Genomic DNA, 25,113 nt, shown 5'->3' on the forward strand with positions numbered 1-25,113 from the left:
TTTGTTTTAAAAGAAAAAGGGCCAGCCGGGTCCGGCTGAACCGGCCCCGGGTAGCCCTCAAGCAATGAAGGAAGACCGCGCTACTTCCCTCGAAACTCGGCTTCTGGAACCATTTTGTATGCCTTTACCTTTTGTGGACACTCCTCAGCGCAGATTCCACATCCCTTGCAGTGATCTAGGTCTATTCCTGTTATTTTGCCTTCTTCGTTCACGAGAATTGCGCTGTCGGGACAATATGCCCAGCAGATTAAACAATGAATGCATTTTTCTGCATCCCAAACTGGGCGCTGAGTGCGCCAATCGCCTGTCTTGTATTTTGCCGCTGTGCCACTCTCGGTAACCAATCCTGCCTCAGGAAGTTCCCGCCAGCAGGGTTCCTTGGTCTCGGGCATTTTCTTTAGCTTTTCGTTAACATTAACTGCCATATGGCTTCTCCTGAAGTGATATGTACGTTGCAAATTTAGCTTCCACCATCTGTCGAAGGCGGTTCCACAGGTTCGCTAACACCATCTTGAAAATGTACAGGCAAACCCGAATTAGTCTAGCAGATTTACTTGATTTGGTCAAGTGATGCTTTTGTTTTCAAGCCGACTACTAATTACGGAATCGATTGACTAAGCCGATGGTTTTTCCTATGGCATTGGTTATGCCGTAGATTAGCCTAAACCACTTGTCCTTAAATACATAGTCCATGTCTAAGCCTTTTTCGCGAAGCAAGCCTTCCTCCCGAAGTTTTTCAATTAGGGGTACTCCGCCGTAAAGAGTGAGTTTGGTGGTATATAAGAAAGGTAATTTTGAAAAGCTATCTTGAAGCTTCATCTCGCGAATGAAATCAATATTTTGGAGTAGCTCATTTAAGGTTACATAAGGGTCAAGCATAATTAACCCAGCATGTATATTGATTCCCAGTTTTCTTACAAGCTCTATGGCGCGCCGGCTTTGCTCGACCGTTATTTTCTTATTATACGTATCCAGCTGGCGCTGGACCCCAGATTCAACTCCGAGAAATACCCTTGTAAGGCCAACTTCTTTGAGCTTTCGAAGAAGTTCTTCGTCTGCTTCATCCACTCGGCATTCAATTGTAAAGGTGAAGTCGAGCTTGCGGGCTTTCATCTCGTCAATAATTCGAAGTACCCTTTCCTTATTTTTTGCTCCTGGACCAATGAAGTTATCGTCCGAGAACACGAACTCCCGAACACCTGTCTCACTAATTACTTTTTCAATTTCGTCTAAGATGTTGGCGGCGCTCCTGTATCTTGGAGCGCGACCACCATGTAGCCCATAGAAGCTGTGGATTGAGCAAAAAGCACAACGGTGGTAGCATCCGCGGCTTCCGGAGATTAGCGCAGGCATTTTCGGTGTCATCCGCGCAAGCTCGTCACGCGCAGGAAACGGCAGGCTGTCGAGGTCCTCGACTAATGGCGGCATAGGGTTTAGCACTAACTTGTTGCCGTTGAGATAAGCTATCCCCGGAGTGTCATGCCAGTCCTCGCCTCGCGAAATCCGCCCAAATACTTCGCTTGCTGTTATCTCACCTTCACCTCTTACAAGGAAGTCGAACTCAGGACATGCGGTCAAGATTTTTTCGGCTGAGAAGGTCGGAAGATAGCCACCCGCACAGATGATGGCATCCTTTTTCTTTTTCCGTACTTTTTTTGCGATGGTGAGTAGATTATATCTGTGGACATCATATGCGGTGATTCCAAGGCAATCGAAGTCGCGAGAGATCACCTCGGCGATGGTTTCACCCAAATTCATTCGCCTAAGGTATGCATCTAACATTTCGACTTCATGTCCATCACGGCGGAGCACAGCGGCGATATATCCCATCCCGAGGCTCTCGGTGTGGCGGGTAGGTGGTTCCTTACCATCCATTGGTGGATTGAGGAGCAAAACCTTCATGGTTATCTATCTCCTAGTTTTTAAATTATCTTTTGTTAAGACAAAAGTTACAATACTACGCTGCTGCTTGTCGAGCGTTTTCTTTTCGATTGCTAGAGCTCAGAACTCTCGAGCGACCGCTTGAAGTAACCCAAGCGATTGCTTAGCCCAATATCGTCGCTGCAAGTTGTGCGCATCACATTTCCGAATCAACCCCTTTTAGGAGGTTTGCCACGTTTGTGAAGAATATAGCAATAGGATTTCAATATCATCAAGAGAATCAAGAGAAGCTTTGAAAGCTATAATAACATATTTTTCAGGAATTGTATTCTTGGTTGAGGTATTTCTTAGCGTTTATATAAGCGCTCCCTTGGCAAAAATTAAAGTGGGATAGTTTTCAAAAATGATGAAAAATCACTTGACAATAATACACTCAAGTGGTATAATACAAACACAAGCAAGTCTAGGGAGAGAAAACTATGAGATTAGACAAGTTTACTCTGAAGGCTCAGGAAGCGCTCCAAGAAGCGCAGAGTATCGCAGATGAAAACGGCCATCAGGAAATAGGAGCAGAACATCTTCTCCTTGCACTTCTCAGGCAGGGAGAAGGCATTGTCACGCCTATTTTGCAAAAGATTGGGGTGAATCCCAAAGCCGTTCAGCTCCAGGTCGAGGGTGTGCTGGATAGAATGCCCAAGGTCGGTGGTGTCACAGGGACTCAGTACATCTCGCCTACGCTCAAGACTGTTTTGGATAAAGCGTGGGACGAAGCCCAACGAATGAAGGATGAGTATATTAGCACAGAACACATGCTTGTGGCACTTTCTGAATCACAGGGCGAGGCTGGCAATATACTCCGCCGCTTTGGTGCAACAAAGGATAACATATACAAGGCTCTGGCTGAGGTTCGCGGCAGTGCTCGTGTTACCGACCAAAGTCCTGAGGAGAAATATCAAGCGCTAGAGCGTTATGGGCGCGACCTTACCGAAGCAGCACGAAAGGGTAAGCTTGACCCAGTTATTGGACGTGATGAAGAGATTCGCCGCGTAATTCAAGTTCTTTCCAGGCGGACGAAAAACAACCCTGTGCTTATAGGCGAGCCAGGCGTCGGCAAAACTGCTATTGTCGAGGGGCTTGCTCAACGCATTGTTTCGGGTGATGTTCCAGAAGGACTCAAGGACAAGCGCATCATCGCACTTGACATCGGCGGCATGGTTGCCGGTACAAAGTTCCGAGGCGAATTCGAGGAACGCATGAAGGCGGTACTTCGCGAGATTGCCGAATCTGAGGGCGAAATCATTCTATTTATCGACGAGTTGCACACAGTTGTGGGTGCGGGCGCAGCTGAAGGTGCAGTGGATGCATCTAATATGCTAAAGCCTATGCTTGCCAGAGGCGAGCTGCGGTGCGTCGGTGCAACTACACTCGACGAGTACCGCAAGCACATAGAAAAGGACGCTGCCCTTGAGCGTCGTTTCCAGCCAATACTTGTCTCCGAGCCAAACGTGGAGGATACAATTGCCATACTTAGGGGTCTCAAAGAGCGCTATGAAGTTCACCATGGCGTTAAGATAAATGACTCTGCAATTGTAGCGGCAGCGACGCTTTCACATAGATATATTGCCGACCGATTCCTGCCAGACAAGGCGATTGATTTAATCGATGAGGCATGTGCACGTCTGCGCATGGAGATTGACAGCATGCCCACCGAAATAGATGTTATCGAGCGACGCATCCGCCAGCTTGAAATTGAACGTGAAGCCCTTAAAAAGGAAACTGATAAGTCTGCAAGGGAACGACTGGAAAAGCTGGAGCAGGAGTTAGCTAACCTTCGCGAACAGTCTGCTGAAATGAAGGCTCATTGGCAGACGGAAAAGGAAATTGTGCAGAGAATTCGGCAAATCAAGGAGCAAATTGAGCAGGCGAAGACGGAACTGCAAGCTGCCGAGCGAGATGCAGACCTTCAAAGAGCGGCGGAACTTAGATATGGCGTTATTCTCAACTTGGAAAAGGAACTTGAGACACAGACTGCGCGCCTAGCGGAAGTCCAGAAGGACAAAAAGATGCTCAAGGAGGAAGTTGACGCAGAGGATATCGCCGAAGTTGTGAGCAAGTGGACTGGCATTCCTGTGTCAAGAATGCTTGAAGGTGAGATGCAAAAGCTTGTTCATATGGAGGAGCGATTGAAACTCCGAGTGATAGGTCAGGATGAAGCCATTCAGGCGGTATCGAATGCAGTGCGCCGAGCAAGGGCTGGCTTGCAGGATCCCAACCGGCCTATAGGGAGCTTTATATTCCTAGGACCGACAGGGGTTGGTAAGACCGAGCTTGCAAGGGCACTAGCCGAGTTTCTCTTCGACGATGAGAAGGCTTTAATTAGGCTAGATATGTCAGAGTATATGGAGAAGCACTCGGTTGCTCGAATGATTGGCGCGCCGCCTGGTTATGTTGGTTATGAAGAAGGTGGGCAGCTTACCGAGATGGTTCGAAGGCGGCCCTACAGCGTAATCCTTTTCGACGAAATCGAAAAGGCTCATCCAGACGTATTCAATGCGCTCCTGCAAATACTTGATGAAGGACGCATGACCGACGGCCAGGGTCGCACAGTTGATTTCAAGAACACTGTCATTATCATGACTTCAAACGTTGGTTCCGCGTACATCCATGAGCACACGCTCGGCTTCCGACGGGGGAATATCCTCCAAGATGATTCCGAGTTTAAGAAAAACGTTATGGATGCGCTCCGCGAACAATTCCGGCCGGAGTTCTTAAATAGAATAGATGAAATAATTATCTTCAATCCACTAGGCCGCGAGGAAATTAAGCAAATAGTGGATATCCAAATAGAGCATCTAAAGAAGCGACTGGCTGAGAAGCATCTCTCTATCGAACTAACGGAAGCGGCTAAGGAAGCGCTTGCGTCTGAGGGGTTCGACCCAGTATATGGCGCACGGCCACTCAAGAGGACAATCCAGAAGCGCATACAGGATCCGCTTGCAATGAAGATACTCTCCGGCGAGATTCGCGAGGGTGAGCACGTGAAGGTAGACTATGCGGACGGCGAGTTTGTCTTCACCCCTGTGATAGAACCGGAGCTGGTGAGCTAAACGTTAGAAGAGCCGATATAGGCTAATGGGCGGGCTGATAATATGCTCGCCCTTTTTGTTTTTTTTTGCGCTTGGTTGTTTTGCTAAATCCTTATTTCAAACGCTTCACTAAAAATAGGCATCGGATAAAGTTTTGCGGCAAAAATGCTTTACAGGTTTGTCCCAGCATCTTTATCAATTGGGCTTTTGAGTTTTGCGAGGGCTACTTGTGAAAGCTACTCTGAGGTTGGGTTCACGGCTTACTAGTGGTTATAAAATATCCATCATGCTTGGTGGCTGGCAATAAAAGACTAGTTTTCGGCATTATGTCGTCCAGTGCCGAAGCATGGGGTTTTGTTTTGGTTGGTGCTGGCGCTGTGCTACCTTGAGAATATGGTTTAAGAGCAATGGTCTCGGCTTCAAGCGAAGGCTTCTCAAGACCTGGTGCAAGGGCATGCCGGTGTGCTAGATATGACTCAATGCTGTCATAAACAACGATTAGGTTAGTTAACTTACGCCCAGGGCTACTGATTACTTTACCGTTACAATATAAGGCAGCAGATGATCCGCCATCTAGATTAACGGCATCCTTTGCTCCAAGATGGAGCATTATTTTGGCTAGGGTCCGCAGGTATATCGGTTTGTCAACAGTTACCAGCATCAATTTGTTGTTTTGAGTTACCCCCAATGCCGCGCGCCGTTTCTTGCAATATATCCCCGAATCGTAGAACCCTTCCGCCTTTGGTGAAAGAGCAATTGCACCTCCCCTTATGAGAGTTGGTCCAGCACATAGTACAGTCTCATAGCCCTTCCAACCTATGTTTCGAAGGCGCTTGAGAGGAATGAAGTCGATTTGGTTGTCATAGGTAATGCATACAGCTGTGCCAACACTGCCGGTGTTCACTAGCTTGCCATCAATCACAATGTCACCCGTTGGGCGCAGACTGCGGGTGCAGAAAAATGTGCCTGTTATCGCCGCTGAAGGGTGCACCCGAGATATCATTGATTGGAATGGTTCAGATGAACCAGGTCCACGTTTTGCAACCGCGGCAGTAACTTTCAAATCAGGAGATTGAAGGTTGACAAAGACAACGTTTATGCGATTCTCATTCCAGTAGGTCTGGAGGTAGCTTATGTTGTCAGCTGAGGCGTATGTGCATGGAAAATATGCTAGGAGGGCCACGGCCAACACTAATAGTCCATATCGATTCATGCCGAATACCTCCTCTCTTATTTCTTCAATAAAAGACAGCTGCACTAAACATACCATATGGTAATAATTTCCCTCGTGATAATGCTGGTTTTTATGCTAGTAACTATGCGGGTTTTTTGTTTCAGATTTTAATGCAAGTAAAAATACTTGTTTTTAGAAAATCGCTTGACAAATAGAACCTGGCATTTATACTAGGATTAGTAAATGGGCAAGTATTAATCCCTACCTACTGTAGCGGAAGAAGCCACATAAACCGTTCTTTAGGCTGGCACAAAAATCTACTTTCCGAAAGTAGCCTGCACCGGAAGGTAGCTTGTAATCGGGGTATAGGAATATGCACTGCCTCGAGCAAAGCGAAGACATTAATCAATGCACTTTCTGCATCGAGATTGGCCCAGCCACATCGACGTTCGGCGTTTTTGCGCCAATTCGTAATATCGCTTCCCCCAAACTCCGCCGATGGATTGAAAGGAGTGATGCGCCCGAAAAAATAATTAACTTTTCAGCTCAAGCCCGGACAAAGTGGGCGAAGATTATGTAACGAAGGAGGTATATAAATTGGCAGGCAAACACCTAATGGCACTTTTGGTTTTGTGCCTTGTGCTTGTTTGGGGTTCCGCTTGGGCTCAGGCTACAATAGAGGAAGTAGTGGCTGACTGTGTAGCTAACAGCGGTGTATTTCCCGCCGGCACAACGGTAGTGAGCACTATCGTTGACGGAGAGTCAGTAACCGTTGAGCTGAGTGCTGAGGCATTGAATGGTCTGGGCGAAGAGGTTGCTGATGCCATGTCTCTGGCTTTAAACAATGCGTTAAACGACTTTGGTGTCACCGCGTTGGAAATTACTGTTGGTGGTCTACCACTGTGGACATATCTGCCCCAGGCCGCCGCTGGAGCTGCTTCCACAGCTAGCGCACAGACACTTTCCACCGCCAGTTCGCTGTCGGGGATTGGGGGAATTGTTACTGAAATCCCGGACCGCGGTGGCGGCGGCGGCGAAGGTGCTGACATTCCTGTTCTGACTACTGAATTAGCAGGCAAGGGCGTTGGTCTTTACAACAGCCATGGAGCATATTGGGATGAGCGTTCGCAGTATAGGTACTGGCGGCCAGCGATGAGAACCTTGTGTGGTCCAAACCCTGAGCCACCTCGTCCGCCGGGGTGGAGCGGTAGCGTATACCAGCCTAGCAACTATTATTATTGGACAAGAGGCTTTCAGTGGGGCTCATATTATGAGGATTATCGTACGGACCAAGAAATACGGTTCTTGAGAGCATATCTGAAATCTTCAGGGGCGATAGTGTGTTGTGGAAGGAATCTCGACAAGAATGCCGGATTCTTCGACTACAACAAGTACGGCTATCCAAATTGTTCATTCCCGCTGTATAAGTGGATAACGGCCGCAAAGTATCATTTGCAAGAAATTGGCGCTCCTGAGGCAGTTTGGAATGAGCCAACGTTGACAGCCGAATCCGACAAAGATATTCGCGCACGGCCGTACTGGACAAACTACAACATGATTGGGAAGTGGCCGCTGACCCCGGGGGAGATAGAAGAGGTAAGAAACAACCCAGGTTTGTGGGGAAATTGGGTGTCTATTCACCTCCATACCAACGCAGCTGGCAGTGGCCAGGGAAGGGGCACTGAAACATACTGGTATACTTCTAAATATCCTTGGCTTCAGACCAAGGCCGTCGAACTGGCAAATGCGTTTAACACAGCCATTGTAAACGCAATTCGAACTAAGTACGATGGCTATTGGGCCGAAGATCCTCAAATGTATGGATACACCGGAGCGAATCCACCAGAATGGCCTTCTGGCGTTGGTAACTGGGTTGGATATGCGCAGACTTCACCTTCGTCAAGACAGTGGGCTAATAGAGGCGTGAAAACTTCAAACTTTGGTGAGATTCGCGAAGCTTTGATGCCTGCAGTTCTCACCGAGTTGCTCTTCCACGATGACTGGAAGTTCTATCCTGACCACGTGTTTTCACTTGACCGAATTTTCTCGGCAACTGTGGCATGGGGTATGTACGAAGGCATCTGCAATTACTTTGGTGTTACGCCGAAACCTAGGTTGGCAGCGACTGTTCAGTCTGTTAGCTTCCCAGCACTAGTCGGACCAAATGCTCCAATTGAGGGCACTGTGGTCATGCGAAACGAAGGCCAGGCATGGTGTTGGGGCAACAAGTGGGTGAATAAAGTCTACTTCCCATATACCGTGTGGAAGCTCGCCCCGACTGCTAATAACCAACTTGGCGGCGACAAGATTCCAATTACAGATGCAGAACCAATCTACCCTGGTCAGTTGGCAACCTTCAAGATTAACCTGATAAGTCCCGCCACTACGGGGCTATACACTACCGAATGGCGGATGGTAAACGATGGTGCATTTGGCGGAGCATTTGGCCAGGTCGCCACAGCCCAAATTCAGGTTGATGCTGATCCACCTGTAATCACAATAGTATCTCCTGCACCGGCTGATTATCCATATGGTTGTATTAAAGTGGAGTTCAGTGCCACCGATGAACTAAGCTCAGTTGCAAGTATCACAGCGGACATAGACGGCGAACCTGTAACGAGCGGTCAGAACATTTGCGGCTTGGCGCTTGGTGCACATACCTTGACTGTCACTGCGAGCGATATCTTTGGCAACACAGCCACGCAGACAGTGACATTCAATGTTGTCAACAGCGTTGGCAAGACGACTGCTGGTGGGTGGATTGAGTTGGAAGGCAAGAAAGCGACATGCGGGTTTGTTTCCGAATACGTAGAAGGTTCTGTCGCTCCTGCTGGCAATGTGACCTACCAGGATCATGACACTGGTATGACTGTAAAGAGTATTTCTCTGGTTGCCATGGGTATCGTTGGCAATCGCGCCTGGATTTATGGCACATGCGAAATTGATAATCAGCCTGGACACTGGTTCAGGATTGATGTGACTGACAATGGCGAGCCAGGTTCGGATGACGTGTTCAACATTCTGCTTGACACTGGCTACCAGCAAGGCGGCAAACTGGGCGGAGGCAACATCACCATCCATTAATTAGACTACCTTAGACCGAGGTACTGGTCCCCCGGTTGGCGCAATGCATCAGGCCCGGGTCTTCGGATCCGGGCCTGAGCCTTTTTCAATATCTTATAAGCAGCTCCACGTTTGACACATGATGCCACTGATGCTAGAATTACGCAATCGGATGAACGCAATACTTGGCTGAAAGGGACAAAACCATGAGCGCACGATTGAAAGCGCTTTTTGAACTGCAAAGTATAGATCTCGAATTGGCGAGGACGCAAAAAGCAAAAGCTTCGCTCGATGATGGTTCCGCAAAAAAGCAAAAGGTTGAGAGTGCGAGGCGTACTTTCGAACAAGCAGATAAGCTCTTACATCAAACATCGGCCGAACTCCAAGACAAGGAACTAAATTTGAAAAGCGTCGAGGCAAAGCAGAAAATGTTCCGCGATAAACTCTATGGCGGCATGGTAACAAATCCAAAAGAGCTAGAAAGCATGGAAAAGGAAATCGAAATGCTAGGCCGCCAAAAAGACAGGCTTGAAGAAAACATTCTCGAGCTTATGGACTTAGTTGAGGAACGCAAAGCTGCTGTAAAAAACGCTAAGGCTGCTCTCGAACAAGAAGAATCTGAGCTAGCGGCTCTTTTAGAGAAGATAAAGCAGGATGATGCTTCTCTTACTGCTCGCATTGAAGCGCTCACTGCCGAACGGGAAAGGGCAGTTGGTCAGGTAGACCCAGCGCTCCTTAAGAAATATGAGGCTATGCGTGGCAGATTCGGCGGCGTATATATTAGCAAAGTGGAAGATTCTTTGTGCTCTGCGTGCCGTATGCAGATTATGGAGGGTGTCCTTCGCGAAATAAAGGCAGGCGACGAATCCAGAACGTGCGAGAACTGCGGCCGCTTGCTATTTTTGGAAGAGTAGTAGATGAAACGTGCCACCGTTGCCATTGATGGAGCAGCAAAAGGCAATCCTGGCCCCGCGGGCGTTGGAATCGTCATCGCCGACGAAACAGGCAATGTGCTTTGCGAAATCAGCGAGCACATTGGCATAGCAACCAATAATCTTGCTGAATATACTGCCTTGATTAGAGGGCTTGAGGAAGCCTTGAAGCTGGGTTTTCGGGATGTCGAAATCACCACGGATAGCGAGCTACTTGCTAAGCAAATCAAAGGGGAATATCGTGTTAGGTCGGAAAGCATAACGCCACTTTTTAGTAAGGCGCTTGATCTTCTGTCGAAATTCGAACATGTATCAATAAATCAGGTCAGCCGCGAAAGAAATAAGCAAGCGGACAAACTTGCTACAATGGGGGCCGAAGCTAGCTTGCAACCCAGATTAACTTTTGACTCTGCAAAACCGAAAAAGGAGGCAGGCAGTATGATTCAACGCATCAGCGTGCGTACATCGGCCCGAACAGAGTTTGTTGACATAACGCGAGAAGTTCAAGATGTAGTTAAGTCAAGCGGGGTCTCAGACGGACTTTGCATTGTTTACGTTCCCCATACGACTGCTGGCATTACAATTAACGAAAATGCTGATCCCGATGTCGTACGCGACATAATCGATACTCTCGAGCGATTAGTTCCCCGCGATGCAAGATACCGCCATATTGAGGGAAATGCCGACTCCCATGTGAAAGCTAGTTTAATGGGATTCTCGGTTAGCGTTTTTATAGAAAATTGTCGCCTTGCCTTGGGCACCTGGCAAGGAATATATTTTTGTGAGTTCGATGGCCCCCGAAGTCGAAATGTTCTAGTTCAGGTAATTCCAGGACGGTAGCTAGGAATAGTCTCGAGGATAAACAAATTCTCTATGAGTAAAGAAATCCTTTGCTAGTCGTCGTTCTTTAAAACGTAGACTGCACCGGATATCAGTTTAGCAGGCGCCTTGCTGACAATTATTTTGGAACCATCCTCATCGTAAACCGTAAAATGCCCGTTTACTTGTTTGTCTGCAGGAACTTTAATTATTGCTCGGTCCGGACCAAGTGCTCCAGACGGTTCATATTTAGTTCCATCTTCTGCGATAAAAACGACTTTCTTTTGCAACCAGCGCGCAAAAATACGATTGCGGTTCAGACTCGGAACTGCGCCTGCGCCGTAAAGGAAGCCTAGGACACGCTGCCCCTTCACAACCCATCCGATTGCAACTATGTATCTATCGGCATCACCTAAGTTCTGTGCGAGAATTCTTGCTGGTTCAAAGCTAATGCCATCACGAGATAGGCTATACCATAGCTTGTCAGTGTTCATATGTAGCCCCATTAGGTAGTAGACTCGCCTACCAACAGCAAACTTCTTGACATCGTTCACAACTGCAGGTATTTCAAGCACGGCTCCATCGAATTCAAAATGTTTCCCGTCTCGTGATGTTGCTCGGTATACCTTGCCGAAGTCCTTGAAATTGTTGAAGTACAAGCGAAAAAGTTTATTCTCATAAAGAAGTACATTCATTCCGTTTATATCTGCTTCGGCGTACTTATCATAGCCGTCAATTGAGATTATGTCCGACAGCTCGGCATGGTAAGGCATACGTTTTCCATTCCAATGGATGCCATCATAACTGTGAAAAGTGGCTGGCTTATTTAACTTTTTTGCATCCGGGTAGACAGTGCACATCAAGCGGTACTCACCTGATGGCAGTCTGATGGCGCTTACATTGCAGACGTGTATGAATCTTCCGTGTTCGATAATTATTTGACGGTCTTGGAAATCAAGAAAATCCTGGGTGAATACAGAATAAATCCTGTCATTGCCCGAATCAACGCCATCCCATGCCCCATAGAAAATACGCCAGCCATTAGGAGTCTCAACTACTGAAGGAGCGTAAATATTGCGAAACAATCCCCTCTTTCTAGGTTCGATAAGCGGGTGGCGAATATCGGGCACAAAATTTAGGTTACCTTTTTCCCAAAGCTTTGGGCGAAACTTACCAGACCCTACGCCTAAAATCTCGACCGTCCCAAGCTCTGCTTGGCCTGGAATCTGTTGTATTGTCAAATCAGCACGAACCATCGTAATATACCCTGCTGTTATTAGTATGAGTAGCACAAACAGTCTAAGCATTTCTCCTCAGCCTCCATGTTAGCGTTCTAATTCTACAAAGGGAAGCTGAGAATATTCAAGCGGGGATGAGTAGAAGTTCTTTATAGCGCTTTCTTTTGGGGGCGCGGTTGAAGCAAATGTAAACGGCAGTTAGTCAGTATGTTAGAAAGCAAGAGCACATCTACAATGACTTTCGACAACTTGCCAACCAACATACCGACTAACTGCTTAGGCAAAGAAGGCTTTATAGCACAGGCAGATATTCATCTAATTCGAACTGCGTTACCTGAGCTTTGAATCTATTCCACTCAACCTTTTTATTTTGAATTAATTTTGTGAATACATGGTCCCCTAGCGTTTTTCGCAAGAGTTCACTTTTTTCTGCGCAGACAATCGCATCGTGTAGGTTCTCAGGTAGTTGGCCAATTCCCAGTGCCCTTCGTTCTTCATCGTTCATTTCGTAGACATTGCGCTCGATTGGCTCAGGGAGTGGGTATTCATTTTCGATTCCCTCGAGACCTGCTGCGAGCATGACAGCAAACGCAAGATATGGGTTGCAGGCTGGGTCTGGTGCCCTATATTCAATTCGAGTTGCTTTTTCTTTGCCTGGTTTATAGGCTGGTACTCGAATTAAGTCTGACCGATTACGCACTGCCCATGAAATATAAACCGGCGCTTCGTAGCCCGGAACAAGTCTTTTGTATGAATTCACCCATTGATTTGTTACAAGGGTGATCTCAGGAGCGTGTTTTAGGAGACCTGCGATGTAATGCTTTGCTATTTTAGAAAGATGGTACTTATCGTTTGGGTCAAAGAATGCATTCCTCGAGCCCTTGAATAACGATTGATGAGTATGCATACCGCTACCATTCAGGCCGAAGATTGGCTTGGGCATGAATGTTGCATATACGCCGTATTTCATGGCGATTTCCTTGACGACCAACCGATAGGTCATTGCGTTGTCAGCCATCGTGAGCGCATCGGTATACCGAAGATCGATCTCATGTTGGCTGGGGGCGACTTCATGATGGCTAAACTCGACCTGAATACCCATTTCCTCAAGCGTCATTACAGTTTCCCGTCGAAGATCGCTAGCAACGTCAGCAGGAGTCAGGTCGAAATAACCACCTTCGTCGAGTCCCTCTGGCGTCCCTTTGTTGTTTTTGAAGTAGAAGTACTCTAGCTCCGGACCGACGTAGAAGGTATAGCCCATGTTACTGGCTCGTTCAAGTACCTTCTTGAGTACATACCGAGGGTCACCTTCGTAAGGCGTTCCATCCGGCAGATAGATATCACAGAAAACGCGTGCAACGCCAATGTCAGGTTTTGTCCTCCAAGGCAGAAGCTGAAAAGTGCTCACATCGGGCATTGCAATCATATCGCTTTCGTCTATGCGAACGAATCCCTCGATGGACGAGCCATCAAAGCCAATCCCCTCTTCAAGTGCTGTTTCTAGTTCGTTGAATGTAACGGCGAAGCTCTTTAGAAATCCAAGAATGTCCGTAAACCAAAACCTTATGAACTTCACATTGCGTTCCTTCGCCATTCTTAGTACGGATTCTTTGTCTTTCTTGCTCATACTAGCTCCTTTCTCGACTAAAAATAAAAAAGCCGCGGATACACCACTTGGTGTCTCTGCGACCACTTCTGCGTGAAAGAATCTTTCTGTGATTTTCTATGGGCATCAATGCCCTACAATTATTTCGACAAGTACATTATACAAAAGCAGTTTTCTTTTCGTCAAGAGAAAAAGACTGTCAGAATAAAAAAATAGTAAGTTTCTTAAGCCCAATCTTTCATACGAAATTACTGTCTTTGGCGCACTAGTTATGTTATTTATACTAAGCGTTGAGTTTTTATTAGCCAGGCCTTTCAGATGGTAAGCATTGCCTTGACTTAGAATTGTAGTTTTGTTATAATCCCGATGCCGAAATTGGCACAATAAGGGATGCAAAGCCGCTTCCCTACTATAGTTGGCGCTGGACCCGCACGATTGCGATCGTGCGGGCTTTTGTTTGTGCTGTAGTTTTCGTTTTACAAATGTTTGAGGAGGTGGTTGCGCATAAGGTGCTTATATAATTCCAAGCAGAAAAATCTTTGATTTTTAAAAACTTGAAGAACAGGAGGCAGTGGATGGCGGAACGTAACCCGTTTGAAATTGCTCAGGCTCAGCTTGATCGTGCAGCAAAGTTGCTAAACCTTGAGCCTGGGGTACACGCAATGCTGCGGGAGCCCATGCGTGAATTGCATGTGAGCCTCCCTGTTAAGATGGATGACGGCAGCACTAAGGTTTTTAAGGGCTTCCGGGTTCAGTACAACGACGCCCGTGGTCCAAACAAAGGTGGTATTCGGTTTCATCCTGATGAAACCATAGATACCGTCCGTGCATTGGCGGCATGGATGACCTGGAAGTGCGCAATTGTGGATATTCCCCTTGGCGGCAAGGGCGGCGTTGTTTGCAATCCCAAAGAAATGTCTCAGCGCGAGCTCGAACAGCTTAGCAGAGCGTATATCGATGCTGTCGGTAGAATTCTTGGCCCCGAGAAGGATATTCCAGCACCAGATGTCTATACAAATCCGCAGACTATGGCATGGATGATGGATGAATTTAGCAAGTTGAGGGGCTACTATTGTCCTGGCGTCATAACTGGCAAGCCACTGGAACTTGGTGGCTCAGAAGGAAGGGGCGATGCCACAGCACGCGGCGGGATGTATACGCTTCGTGAAGCTGCGAAATTCCTAGGCATTGATCTTTCAAAGGCAACCGTTGCAATCCAAGGATTTGGAAACGCAGGCTCTTTCGCGGCAATTCTTGCCGAGCAGATGTTCGGCTCAAAAATTGTCGCCGTAAGCGATTCCCGCGGTGGCATCTATAAGCCCGATGGCCTTAGTGCGCGGGCAGTACTCGACCATAAGAATAAGACTGGTTCCGTAGTCGGATTCCCTGGCACCCAGCAGGTTTCAAACGAAGGTCTTTTGGAGCTAAACGTTGACGTCCTTCTTCCAAGTGCTTTGGAAAACGTGATTACTGGCGAGAACGCTGGGCGAATTAAGGCAAAGATTATCGGTGAGTTGGCGAATGGTCCTACAACCCCAGAAGCAGACGATATACTATATAAAAATGACCGTTTTGTTATCCCCGATTTTCTTTGCAATGCCGGCGGTGTGACCGTATCTTACTTCGAATGGGTGCAGAATATTACAGGCGACTATTGGGAAGAGGAGTACGTCCACGAGCGGCTAGATAAAAAGATGACGAAGGCGTTCCACGATACGTTGGCTGTGTCGCTAGAGCGTAAGGTGGATATGCGCACGGCGGCTTACATGGTTGCAATCCAGCGAGTTGCAGAAGCGATGAAACTCAGAGGTTGGGTATAGTCTTCCAACTAATAGACAGTCTCCGAGGGCCCTGAGGAATGCTACAGGGCCCTTATTTTTGCTGCTTAGCGGTTTTGCTTCGTTGGTGCAGGACAAACCTTGGCTACCATAGAACATCTTCACAAATGAAGCGAGTAATTATTGACACAGATGCTGGGGTCGACGACGCCTTAGCCCTCATACTTGCGCTTAGATCACCCGAGTTTAGCGTTGAGGCAATAACAACAGTGAGCGGCAATGCCCATGTTGATCTTTGTACCGAGAACGTCTTGCGTGTACTGGATGTTCTAGAGCTAGATGAGCCTCCTCCTGTCTCAAAGGGAGAGGCCGAGCCATTGGTAAAGCGCTTGGTAACCGCGCCTGAGGTCCACGGAGTAGATGGGCTTGGTGGTCTTCATTCTTTAATAGTCAAAACTGGTGAATATAAATATCCAAAGCCCTCTAGAATGGCAATTTCAACCCCAGCTGTACAATTGCTTCCTGAGCTTGCAGAAAAGTATGCGGGCGAATTAACACTAATTACTTTAGGCCCGCTGACAAACGTTGCAAGGGCAATCCTCGACAAGCCGGTGGCGATGGCTTCGTTAAAGGAAATTATTATTATGGGCGGTGCTTTTCGCGTTTATGGAAATACTACGACAGTTGCCGAGTTCAACATTTTTGTTGATCCTCATGCAGCTGAAGTTGTGCTAGATGTAGGTGTTCCAATTACCTTTGTACCGCTCGACGTTACGGAACAAGTTTGCCTTGAGATGGGCTACGTTACCCGCGAAATAAAGCCGCTTGGCACTAAGTTGTCTGAATTTCTGTCGGATTTGACAAGGGAATATATCCAATATCACATGAAGACCGAGGGTTTTCCTGGTTGCTATCTTCACGACCCGCTTGCTGTTGGAGTGGCAATTGACCCGACAATTGTTGGGATGAGAGAGGGCTTTGTCCAGATTGAGACGGCAGGAAATATCACTACAGGCATGACTGTTTGCGATCTTCGTCCTCAACCTTTGGTTGAGAATCCGCCTAATGCGCGAATATGCACTGAGGTAGACGCCCACCGCTTCTTACGGCTATTTTTAGAGAGGATAAAAGGCTAAAGCTCACTTACAATCCTTCTTCGCTTTAATTTCAGCTTGGCCAGTGGGACAAAGATGCAAAATGGGACAAATGCTATGTTTTGGCGACCGAGCTGTGCAGATTGTACGTCCTAAAGCGACGATTGCATCGCTGAATGCAACCCAATCCTCTTCGGGGACTATTTCCCGTAGCGCCATTTCAACCTTGTCCGCTTCCTTTTTCTCGGCAAGTATGGGGTCCACCAGCCCCAATCGTGCTGAGACACGCAGGACGTGCGTATCTACTATTATTGCCGGCTTACCGTAAGCACGCGCTAGAATGACGTTTGCCGTCTTGCGCCCTACACCAGGAAGCTTTGTTAGTTCCTCAATGGTGTCGGGTACTTTTCCGCCATAGCGGCTGACGATTTCCTTGGAGGCTTCTATTATTGATTTGGCCTTTTGGCGGAAAAATCCAGTCTCGTGGATGTCTGTTTCAAGCTCTTTTGGATCAGCGTTTGCAAAGTCTTCGGGCGATCTGTACTTTTTGAATAACCTTGCCGTCACCTCGTTGACCTTCACATCGGTGCTCTGGGCGGCAAGGATTGTGGCGACCAGCAGCTCGAAGGGTGTCGTGAAATTAAGCATTACTTCAGGCTTGGGGTGTGTGCGTTTTAGGATTTCTAGAATTTCTTGTACTCGCCTTCTTTTGTCTTCCATTGGGGAAAGCCTCCTTTCGGCATTAACCGTAAGCTTGCTGAGAAATGAAGATTATACTAAAGAGCTTTGATTTAACGCTCATTTTGAAGATTTGCGCTTGTATGAAACAATTGCAGAATCGGGCTGGTTTTTCAGAAAGATTTGCAAGCCCCTTTCAATAAGGTCGCATCCTCTTTTAATTGATGATTGATTTGTATCAAGGTTTGTAATGATATATTCAGAGTTTGGATCAAGTCCGTGAAGCTTGAATCTTGCGGATTCATAGGGGCTAGCTGGACGGCGAAATGCTTGAACCATACCTTCGCCAAGGTCGGGATGGTCGAATTGCCAAGCTATCCATACGTCGGTATTTAAGCTGTAGGATGTTAGCGGATAGTAATCTCCGAGCATATACGGCGCAACCTTTCGCCATTGCTCGACAAGTTTTCTGACAATTTTGTAGTCAGAATCCTTTACTCGCATATCCCAACATCCTGTTATATGAGGGCATATGGCACTTCTGAAACTGTAAGCGTCAAACTGGTTTACACCTGTTCCAAAGAAAGGAATCCAGAACGAGATTCCATACGTGTGGCATTGCTGACCAATTGGCTCCAAAATATAATCACTTCGGAGGAGAGGCACGGCCCGCCGCAGAGTCTCTAGGTCGTTCCTTCGTCCGCCAGATGCGCAAGTGTCAATTAGCATGTTCGGATGCCGCCGCCGCAGCTCGTCCCAAAATGCAAGAAATCCCTCTACATATTTAATTTCAGTTATGCCTTGTCTATCTTCGGAATCATTTCCTCGCCAATAGGGCAGTGGGTCAATATTAAAGTCGTTTCGATACAAATCAATTCCTTGCTCGACAATAAGCTTATCCACATGTTCCGTGAGCCATCTTAAAGCCTCAGGGTTGCCAAGATTTAGGAGCTTCTGATTACCATCGGGCCCCAAAAGCCACTCAGGATGTTTCTCATAAATCCATGTTCCGGGTGTTACTCGCTCAGGTTCGAACCAAACTATTGTTTTAACACCCTTAGCATGAGCATGGTCGCTAATTTGCCGGAGCCCTCCTGGAAATCGCTTAGTATCCACTTCCCAAGTGCCAGTGTTGGGCCAGCCGGTTTCGTTTACGTACCACCCGGCGTCCATCCACCAATAATCAATTTGAATGCCTTCCTCTATGTATCGGTCGATAAAAAACTTCTGGCTTTCGCTGTCTGCATAGACCATTTCACCATATTGGTGGGAACTGCATCCAGCCATCTGAGGCTGAACTTGTTTGCCATAAGGTTTAGGAAGGTTGTGTTCGAGCATCCACCGACGCCAAATGTTGTGAGCGCGAAGGCGGTCACCTTGCCAAAATTGGAGTACAATTAAGGGCGTGCGAACCTCCTCGCCAGGATGGAGTTTGAAGTGTGTCAGCTCCTGGCCTGCCCTCGCTCGAAGACATTTCTCGCTTTCGCGTATGAAATCCGCCGCCCATTGCCCAGGCCAGCCTATTGCCATTATTACTCCATCGAAGCCTGATTGAATGTTGAAGTAAGGCAAATCGCTATTAGATGAGCGTCCACCTGAGGTAGCAATATGCTTATGTGCACCAGCTGGAAGTATGTCAGCAAGTGGCTGGTAGTCGTTGGGAAGGCATGGGCTTCCAACGTGATGGTGGAGGACAAAGTTCTCACTGCCACTTCTGATAAATAGACAATCTAATGCTTTCAAGTCTGAAATAATGGGCGTGTCAGCTGAACCGGTATTTTTAAAGTAGATTATCCATTCAACAATGGGAAAATACTTATATTCTATTGCCGCAAGCCGAACAACCAGACCAGTTTTTTTATCTCTATAGACGGTCGTGTGCTCAACCTTATGATTATCGAGATTTTTGGACTTTCGCTCAACCGTCCATGTTTTGAGGAATTCCGAGGAAAGCTTGCCATCGTAGGTAAAGGAGAACGGAGGCTCTGAGTCGAACATTTGAGCCTGGTCATTTCCTACAATTGGTAAATCTCCTAACCATATTTCGGACCCATCCTCCATGGTGGCTTTTGCATCGGCCCAGTCTGCTTGGTCGCAAGCTATTCCATCGCCGGCATCGCTTACCTCCAGCGTGAACTCGGTTGAGCCATTTAAAGGCACATTGACAGCGATAGGATCATTGCCCTCCCGCATGATACCAGAATTGAAGAGTTCTTTCTCGTTTGCTTTAACGGAGAATATAATGCTCCCGCGCCCGCCGCTGGTTTGCTCGTTACTATCAACGCCGACAAATGCTGTGAAGTTTGCTCCTGGACCAGGAAGGCGCACAACAACCTTGCTAGTAGCATGATAATAAAGGCCTCGGCTGTACTGGGTGCCAGCAATGTTCAGAGGGCGGCCAGCTCGGGCATTTCTCTGCACTGGGTCGTGGTTTGCAAGAACTAGCAAACCAGACTTAGGGCTCGCTTTTTCTACAATGCCTTGGAACTTCGCCGTCGCCCAGCGATGTGCAGTTACAATCTCGCCGGTCGTAATATTCGCCCCGCTTGCCAACTGTAAGGCTGCCAATATCGCCACCCCCATTAATATCCCAATCATTTCATTCCCCTTATTTGCATTATAGATTGCATTTGTCAGGAAGGCAACGCAGGTGGCGGCAATTAGATGTATCTATTACTTTTACTAATTTTTTGTTAAATGGCGTCTCATAAATCCTTTTCCCTGGTCTTGCATGTACTGTTGGCAAGTGGTATAATTCACGCGTCTGCCCGTCCGCAAGTAGCGGATGGGCGCATTCGTGAGGAGGCGAAATTATGAGGCTAAGCAAGGCAGAGGTTGAACATGTTGCCTGGCTTGCGCGGCTTGAGCTTTCCGATGAGGAAAAACAGCGGCTCACAGGGCATCTTAATGAGATTATGGTCCACTTTGAAAAGCTCCAACAATTGGATACCAATGAAGTGGCTCCCACCTCGCACTCGATACCTGTGCAAAATATATATCGTGAAGACGTTGTTGGGCAGTGTTTGTCTGCGGACCAAGCTCTTTCAAATGCTCCTGAGGCGCGCGATGATTATTTCGTCGTCCCACAAGTTGTAGAGACGTAAGTGTAGCCAAGGTCTCTATGCAAAATAAAGACAGCCTGAGGCATAGAGCTAGCGGTACTACACAGGAGGAGAGCGATTTGCACCTACATACTCTAACAGCCCATGAGCTGCACGAAATGCTTAAAGCCCGAAAGGTAAGCTCGGTTGAACTCACTCGGGCGGTATTGGAACGCATTTCGGCGGTTGAAGATAAAGTTAAGGCATATGTAACAATTGTTGGCGAATCGGCGCTCGAGGCGGCGAATGCTGTTGACGAGAAAATCGCTCGCGGGGAAGAGATTAGCCCACTTGCTGGCATCCCCACTGCTATCAAAGATAACATGTGTACCGCTGGGGTCCTCACAACATGTTCCTCTAAAATTCTCTACAACTACATTCCGCCGTACGGTGCTACCGTTGTTAAGCGCCTGATTGACAGCGGGGCAGTCGTAATCGGGAAAACGAACTTAGACGAGTTTGCAATGGGTTCTTCGACCGAGAATTCTGCTTTTTTTGCAACAAGGAACCCATGGAATCTTTCTAAAGTTCCCGGTGGATCAAGTGGAGGCTCGGCAGCTGCAGTCTCAGCCGATGAGGCGATTCTAGCTCTTGGCTCGGATACGGGCGGTTCGATACGCCAGCCGGCTTCTTTCTGTGGCATTGTTGGAATGAAACCAACTTATGGCAGGGTTTCTCGCTATGGTTTAGTAGCTTTCGCTTCATCTCTTGATCAAATTGGCCCTATGACGAAGGATGTCACCGATACTGCAATTCTACTCAATGCCATCTGCGGCAAAGATCCGCTTGATTCGACGTCGGTTGACCTGCCTGTGCCCGATTTTACAAGGGCACTGAGAAACGACGTTAGAGGACTCAAGATCGGCGTCCCGAAGGAATTTTTTGCGCAGGGGGTTCGCCCTGAAATTGCAGATGCAGTAATGAAAGGCGTGGAGTTGTTATGCAGCCTAGGCGCCGATTTTCGTGAACTATCTATGCCAATAATGGAGTATACGCTCCCAACCTACTACATCCTTGCACCCGCAGAGGCTAGCTCGAACCTTGCCCGTTATGACGGCGTCCGGTATGGCTATCGAAGCGAGCACTCGCCTGATGTGCTCACTATGTTCGCAAAGACAAGGCAAGAGGGTTTCGGCGCCGAAGTTAAGCAAAGGATAATGATTGGTACCTATGTTCTAAGCGCCGGCTATTATGATGCATACTATCTGAAAGCGCAGAAAGTTCGCACTCTTGTACGCCAAGCATATGACGAGGCGTTCAAAGAATTCGATGTGCTAATCAGCCCAACTTCGCCGACAGTTGCTTTTGGGATTGGTGAGAAGGTTGATGACCCGCTTGAAATGAAGTTGGCGGATGTTTGCACAATACCCATAAATTTGGCAGGAATTCCAGCAATTTCAGTGCCATGTGGCTTTAGTGAGGGTTTGCCTATCGGAATGCAGATTATGGGCAGGCCATTTGATGAAGAAACCATTCTTCGCGTAGCGTATACTTTCGAGCAGAATACGGAGTACCATACAAAGAAGCCACTCCTTTAGAAATAGGAGTAAGAAGTCATCATGACAATAGAGTACGAACCTGTAATCGGCTTGGAGGTTCATGCCGAACTGCTAACCGAAAGCAAGATGTTTTGCAGTTGTCCGAATGCCTTTGCCGGAGAGCCGAATTCGCGGACCTGTCCTGTGTGCCTGGGACTCCCTGGATCGCTTCCTGTTGCGAACAAAAAGGCGGTGGAGTTCGTCATTCGAACAGCCCTTGCACTTAATTGCGAGGTATCCAGTTACAGCATTTTCCATCGGAAGAATTACTTCTACCCTGACTTAGTGAAAAATTACCAGATATCTCAATATGATTATCCAATTGGGCGAAGGGGACATATCGACATAACAGTAAACGGCGTTACTAAACGCATTCGCATTCGGCGTGTTCACCTCGAAGAGGATACTGGCAAGCTGATTCACGCTGGCGGAAATGAAAGCTTCATAGACTACAACCGAAGCGGTGTTCCCCTCATGGAAATTGTTAGTGAGGCTGACATACATTCTGCTGAAGAGGCGCGGGAGTATCTGGTTCGTCTTCGAGCAATACTTACCTATCTTGGCGTAAGCGATGCCAAGATGGAAGAGGGCCATATGCGGTGCGAACCAAACATATCTGTCCGTCCCAAAGGTACTGAGATGCTTGGCACGCGCACCGAGCTCAAAAATTTAAACTCGTTCCGCGCAGTTTATCGTGGTGTGGATTATGAGATAAGACGCCAGATTGAAGTACTAAGGGAGGGCGGTAAGATAGTTCACGAAACCCGGCGCTGGGATGACGAACAAGGCATTACAACCGTAATGCGAGGCAAGGAATACGAACAAGAATACCGATACTTCCCTGAACCCGACCTTGTGCCGATGTACTTTTCCCCAGAGTTCATTGAGGAGCAAAGGAGGGCTCTGCCGGAACTTCCCGATCAAAAGAAATCTCGGTTTATGGAAGAATTTGGCCTCCCAGCTTATGATGCTGAAATCCTTACCGATACGCGCGAAATGGCAGAGTATTTCGAGGAAACTGTGAAGATGTTTCCCGAACCCAAAACTGTCAGCAACTGGATTATGGGCGACTTCACTCGCATGTTGAACGCCGCTGGGATTGAGATACAAGAGTCCAAAGTCAAGCCTTCAGACCTTGCCACTTTGCTCAAAATGATCTCCGATGGTACTATTAGCGGCAAAATTGCAAAAACAGTCTTTGAGGAAATGTTTGCGACCGGTAAGTCACCGAAAGAAATCGTGCAAGCAAGAGGAATGACCCAAATTACTGGCGAGGAAGAGCTCATTCCCGTGATTGACCGCGTGCTCGACGAAAATCCCGATGTCGTTGCGAAGATAAAAGGCGGCGATCAAAAGCCAATGGGCTTCCTAGTGGGTCAGGTAATGAAGTATACCCAAGGCCGCGCAAACCCGCAGCTTGTCAACAAGCTCCTTGCTCAGCGCTTATCAGAAAGATAATGCAACTTTGAGCTATGAAGTTTTTGATTTTAGCTTATCCGTTGCTAGCGAATGACCTTGGACTTTTTTAAATATGAAAACTCCACTATCAATGCTTGAATGTGACGTACTTGTTGCCGGTGGGGGCCCAGGAGGATTGGCTGCTGCAATTGCGTCCGCTCGGAACGGTGCAGATACCCTCCTGATTGAGAGATATGGCTTTCTCGGTGGCATGGCGACTGCAGGCCTAGTAAATCCATATATGACGTACTGGGCAGGAGAAGAGCAGATTATCCATGGCATCCACCAGGAAATCATTGATCGTCTTACCGCCCTGGGTGCATACGGCAAGGGTAGCCGGACAGCATTCGACCCAGAAGCATACAAGTTTGTTGCTGACCGCATGTGTGAAGAAGCTGGCGTGCGTGTGCTCCTCCATACTTTCCTAAGCGATGCACAGGTTGATTCCTCTTATATTTCCTTTGTCGAGACTTGCGGCAAGTCAGGAAAGCTCCTGGTAAAAGCGAAAATTTACGTTGATGGCACAGGAGACGCCGACCTCGCTTTTCTTGCGGGTGCCAGGTGTGAAAAAGGGAGGCCGGAGGATGGACTAACGCAGCCAATGACGCTCAACTTTAGAGTTGTAAATGTAGACCAGTCGCGGATGCCTTCTAGAGGTGATGAGTTTAATCGTTTATATGAAAAAGCAAAGGCGGAGGGAAGGCTGACGTGCCCTCGCGAAAATGTTCTCTTTTTCTATACAACCAGAGAGGGAGAAATCCACTTTAACCAAACCCGCATTACTCATGCCGACGGCACTTCTTCGGAGGATTTAACTCGCGCTGAAATCGAGGGCAGGTGTCAAGCATGGGAATTCCTTGAATTCTTGAGAAAAGATGTTCCTGGTTTTGAAAAGGCGGAGATTCTAATTAGTGGTCCTCAAGTTGGTGTTCGAGAAACTCGACGCGTAATTGGCGAGTATGTACTCACCGCAGAAGATGTGCTTGGGGCAAAGAAGTTTGATGATTGCATTGCACGTGGCTCGTATTCAATAGATATTCACAATCCAACTGGTGCAGGCACCATCATAAAGCACCTCCCCCGAGGAGAGTCGTATGACATTCCTTATCGCTGTATTGTTCCACTTGGGGTCGAGAATCTCCTAATCGCAGGAAGGCCAATCTCAGCGACCCATGAAGCACATTCCTCGCTCAGAATCATGCCAATCTGCATTACTATTGGTCAGGCGGCAGGTACTGCAGCAGCACTATGCGCTACAAGCGGCGTCTCACCTCGCAATCTTGATATTTCCATTCTTCAATCCAGGCTTCGCGAGCAAGGCGCGAACCTTGGGTGAAATGAACTCTGAATTGTAAGCATTTTATATGCAGCAGTTGTGTGACTGATGATTATAGGCTGGCTCACTTCGTTGACAGCTGTGTTGGTAGGTTAATATAATGAGGCGGCATTGGGAGGCGGCGAATGTTCGAGCTTTGCGTGGAATCTCAGTTCGATTCCGCTCACAATCTTCGTAAATATCAGGGGCCATGCGAAAACATCCATGGCCATACATACAAAGTTCAGGTTTGTGTTCGCGGCAAAGAACTAAACGAAATGGGAATACTCCTCGACTTCCGTCGCATTAAAACGGCACTAGCAGAGGTCGTTTCTTACCTTGACCACCGCTA

The 25,113-nt window shown here is 47.6% G+C and carries 19 protein-coding genes; 12 read left to right on the top strand and 7 right to left on the bottom strand.

What is annotated here, in order from left to right; genetic code table 11:
- Positions 1 to 80 precede the first annotated feature (80 nt).
- Positions 81 to 392, bottom strand: coding sequence for a 4Fe-4S binding protein (locus tag K6T99_09170; protein ID MCL6519992.1), 312 nt, complete (start codon positions 390 to 392; stop codon positions 81 to 83).
- Positions 393 to 594: 202 nt separating this feature from the next.
- A complete protein-coding gene (locus K6T99_09175; GenBank protein ID MCL6519993.1) occupies positions 595 to 1,902 on the bottom strand; it encodes a B12-binding domain-containing radical SAM protein in 1,308 nt (435 codons plus the stop codon).
- Between the two features lie 458 nt (positions 1,903 to 2,360).
- Here K6T99_09175 and clpB point away from each other — a divergent pair, with 458 nt between their 5' ends.
- The gene (clpB, locus tag K6T99_09180) at positions 2,361 to 4,988 is read left to right on the top strand and encodes an ATP-dependent chaperone ClpB (GenBank protein MCL6519994.1); all 2,628 of its coding nucleotides are present in this window, start codon (positions 2,361 to 2,363) and stop codon (positions 4,986 to 4,988) included.
- A gap of 232 nt (positions 4,989 to 5,220) precedes the next feature.
- On the opposite strand, the gene K6T99_09185 is transcribed toward clpB, so the two are convergent.
- Complete coding sequence (locus K6T99_09185) at positions 5,221 to 6,180, bottom strand: phosphodiester glycosidase family protein (protein ID MCL6519995.1); 960 nt, start codon at positions 6,178 to 6,180, stop codon at positions 5,221 to 5,223.
- 334 nt (positions 6,181 to 6,514) lie between these two features.
- Here K6T99_09185 and K6T99_09190 point away from each other — a divergent pair, with 334 nt between their 5' ends.
- The 4 genes from K6T99_09190 to K6T99_09205 all read left to right on the top strand — a co-directional run bounded on the left by K6T99_09190 (position 6,515) and on the right by K6T99_09205 (position 10,976).
- The gene (locus K6T99_09190) at positions 6,515 to 6,721 is read left to right on the top strand and encodes a hypothetical protein (protein MCL6519996.1); all 207 of its coding nucleotides are present in this window, start codon (positions 6,515 to 6,517) and stop codon (positions 6,719 to 6,721) included.
- A gap of 17 nt (positions 6,722 to 6,738) precedes the next feature.
- The gene (locus tag K6T99_09195; protein MCL6519997.1) at positions 6,739 to 9,225 is read left to right on the top strand and encodes a hypothetical protein; all 2,487 of its coding nucleotides are present in this window, start codon (positions 6,739 to 6,741) and stop codon (positions 9,223 to 9,225) included.
- A 185-nt stretch (positions 9,226 to 9,410) separates the two neighbouring features.
- Positions 9,411 to 10,118: a hypothetical protein gene (locus K6T99_09200; protein MCL6519998.1), complete on the top strand. Its 708-nt coding sequence runs from the start codon at positions 9,411 to 9,413 to the stop codon at positions 10,116 to 10,118.
- Between the two features lie 3 nt (positions 10,119 to 10,121).
- Positions 10,122 to 10,976: a secondary thiamine-phosphate synthase enzyme YjbQ gene (locus K6T99_09205; GenBank protein MCL6519999.1), complete on the top strand. Its 855-nt coding sequence runs from the start codon at positions 10,122 to 10,124 to the stop codon at positions 10,974 to 10,976.
- 53 nt (positions 10,977 to 11,029) lie between these two features.
- On the opposite strand, the gene K6T99_09210 is transcribed toward K6T99_09205, so the two are convergent.
- Together K6T99_09210 and K6T99_09215 are read right to left on the bottom strand one after the other, a co-directional pair.
- On the bottom strand, positions 11,030 to 12,262 hold the full coding sequence (locus tag K6T99_09210) for a hypothetical protein (GenBank protein ID MCL6520000.1): 1,233 nt from the start codon (positions 12,260 to 12,262) through the stop codon (positions 11,030 to 11,032).
- A 223-nt stretch (positions 12,263 to 12,485) separates the two neighbouring features.
- Entirely contained in the window at positions 12,486 to 13,820 is a 1,335-nt protein-coding gene (locus tag K6T99_09215) for a glutamine synthetase family protein (GenBank protein ID MCL6520001.1), read from the bottom strand.
- A 554-nt stretch (positions 13,821 to 14,374) separates the two neighbouring features.
- Here K6T99_09215 and K6T99_09220 point away from each other — a divergent pair.
- Both K6T99_09220 and K6T99_09225 read left to right on the top strand, forming a co-directional pair.
- Positions 14,375 to 15,619: a Glu/Leu/Phe/Val dehydrogenase gene (locus tag K6T99_09220; protein ID MCL6520002.1), complete on the top strand. Its 1,245-nt coding sequence runs from the start codon at positions 14,375 to 14,377 to the stop codon at positions 15,617 to 15,619.
- Between the two features lie 125 nt (positions 15,620 to 15,744).
- Positions 15,745 to 16,713, top strand: coding sequence for a nucleoside hydrolase (locus K6T99_09225; protein ID MCL6520003.1), 969 nt, complete (start codon positions 15,745 to 15,747; stop codon positions 16,711 to 16,713).
- 3 nt (positions 16,714 to 16,716) lie between these two features.
- Here the strand turns inward: K6T99_09225 and nth are convergent, their stop codons facing one another.
- Positions 16,717 to 17,391: an endonuclease III gene (nth, locus tag K6T99_09230; GenBank protein ID MCL6520004.1), complete on the bottom strand. Its 675-nt coding sequence runs from the start codon at positions 17,389 to 17,391 to the stop codon at positions 16,717 to 16,719.
- A 78-nt stretch (positions 17,392 to 17,469) separates the two neighbouring features.
- A complete protein-coding gene (locus tag K6T99_09235; protein MCL6520005.1) occupies positions 17,470 to 19,947 on the bottom strand; it encodes an alpha-galactosidase in 2,478 nt (825 codons plus the stop codon).
- A 215-nt stretch (positions 19,948 to 20,162) separates the two neighbouring features.
- On the opposite strand from K6T99_09235, the gene gatC reads away from it, so the two are divergent.
- From gatC to K6T99_09260, 5 genes are all read left to right on the top strand, one after another.
- Positions 20,163 to 20,453 carry an Asp-tRNA(Asn)/Glu-tRNA(Gln) amidotransferase subunit GatC gene (gene gatC / locus K6T99_09240; GenBank protein ID MCL6520006.1) on the top strand — a complete coding sequence of 97 codons (291 nt, stop codon included), beginning with the start codon at positions 20,163 to 20,165 and terminating at the stop codon, positions 20,451 to 20,453.
- A 17-nt stretch (positions 20,454 to 20,470) separates the two neighbouring features.
- Positions 20,471 to 21,988: an Asp-tRNA(Asn)/Glu-tRNA(Gln) amidotransferase subunit GatA gene (gene gatA / locus K6T99_09245; GenBank protein MCL6520007.1), complete on the top strand. Its 1,518-nt coding sequence runs from the start codon at positions 20,471 to 20,473 to the stop codon at positions 21,986 to 21,988.
- Between the two features lie 27 nt (positions 21,989 to 22,015).
- On the top strand, positions 22,016 to 23,446 hold the full coding sequence (gatB, locus tag K6T99_09250) for an Asp-tRNA(Asn)/Glu-tRNA(Gln) amidotransferase subunit GatB (protein ID MCL6520008.1): 1,431 nt from the start codon (positions 22,016 to 22,018) through the stop codon (positions 23,444 to 23,446).
- Between the two features lie 91 nt (positions 23,447 to 23,537).
- Complete coding sequence (locus K6T99_09255; protein MCL6520009.1) at positions 23,538 to 24,782, top strand: FAD-dependent oxidoreductase; 1,245 nt, start codon at positions 23,538 to 23,540, stop codon at positions 24,780 to 24,782.
- Positions 24,783 to 24,907: 125 nt separating this feature from the next.
- Positions 24,908 to 25,113: 6-carboxytetrahydropterin synthase (locus K6T99_09260; protein MCL6520010.1), on the top strand; the 206-nt coding region annotated here is incomplete at its 3' end.

It is taken from the genome of Armatimonadota bacterium (assembly GCA_023511795.1).
GTDB lineage: Bacteria > Armatimonadota > UBA5829 > DTJY01 > DTJY01 > JAIMAU01.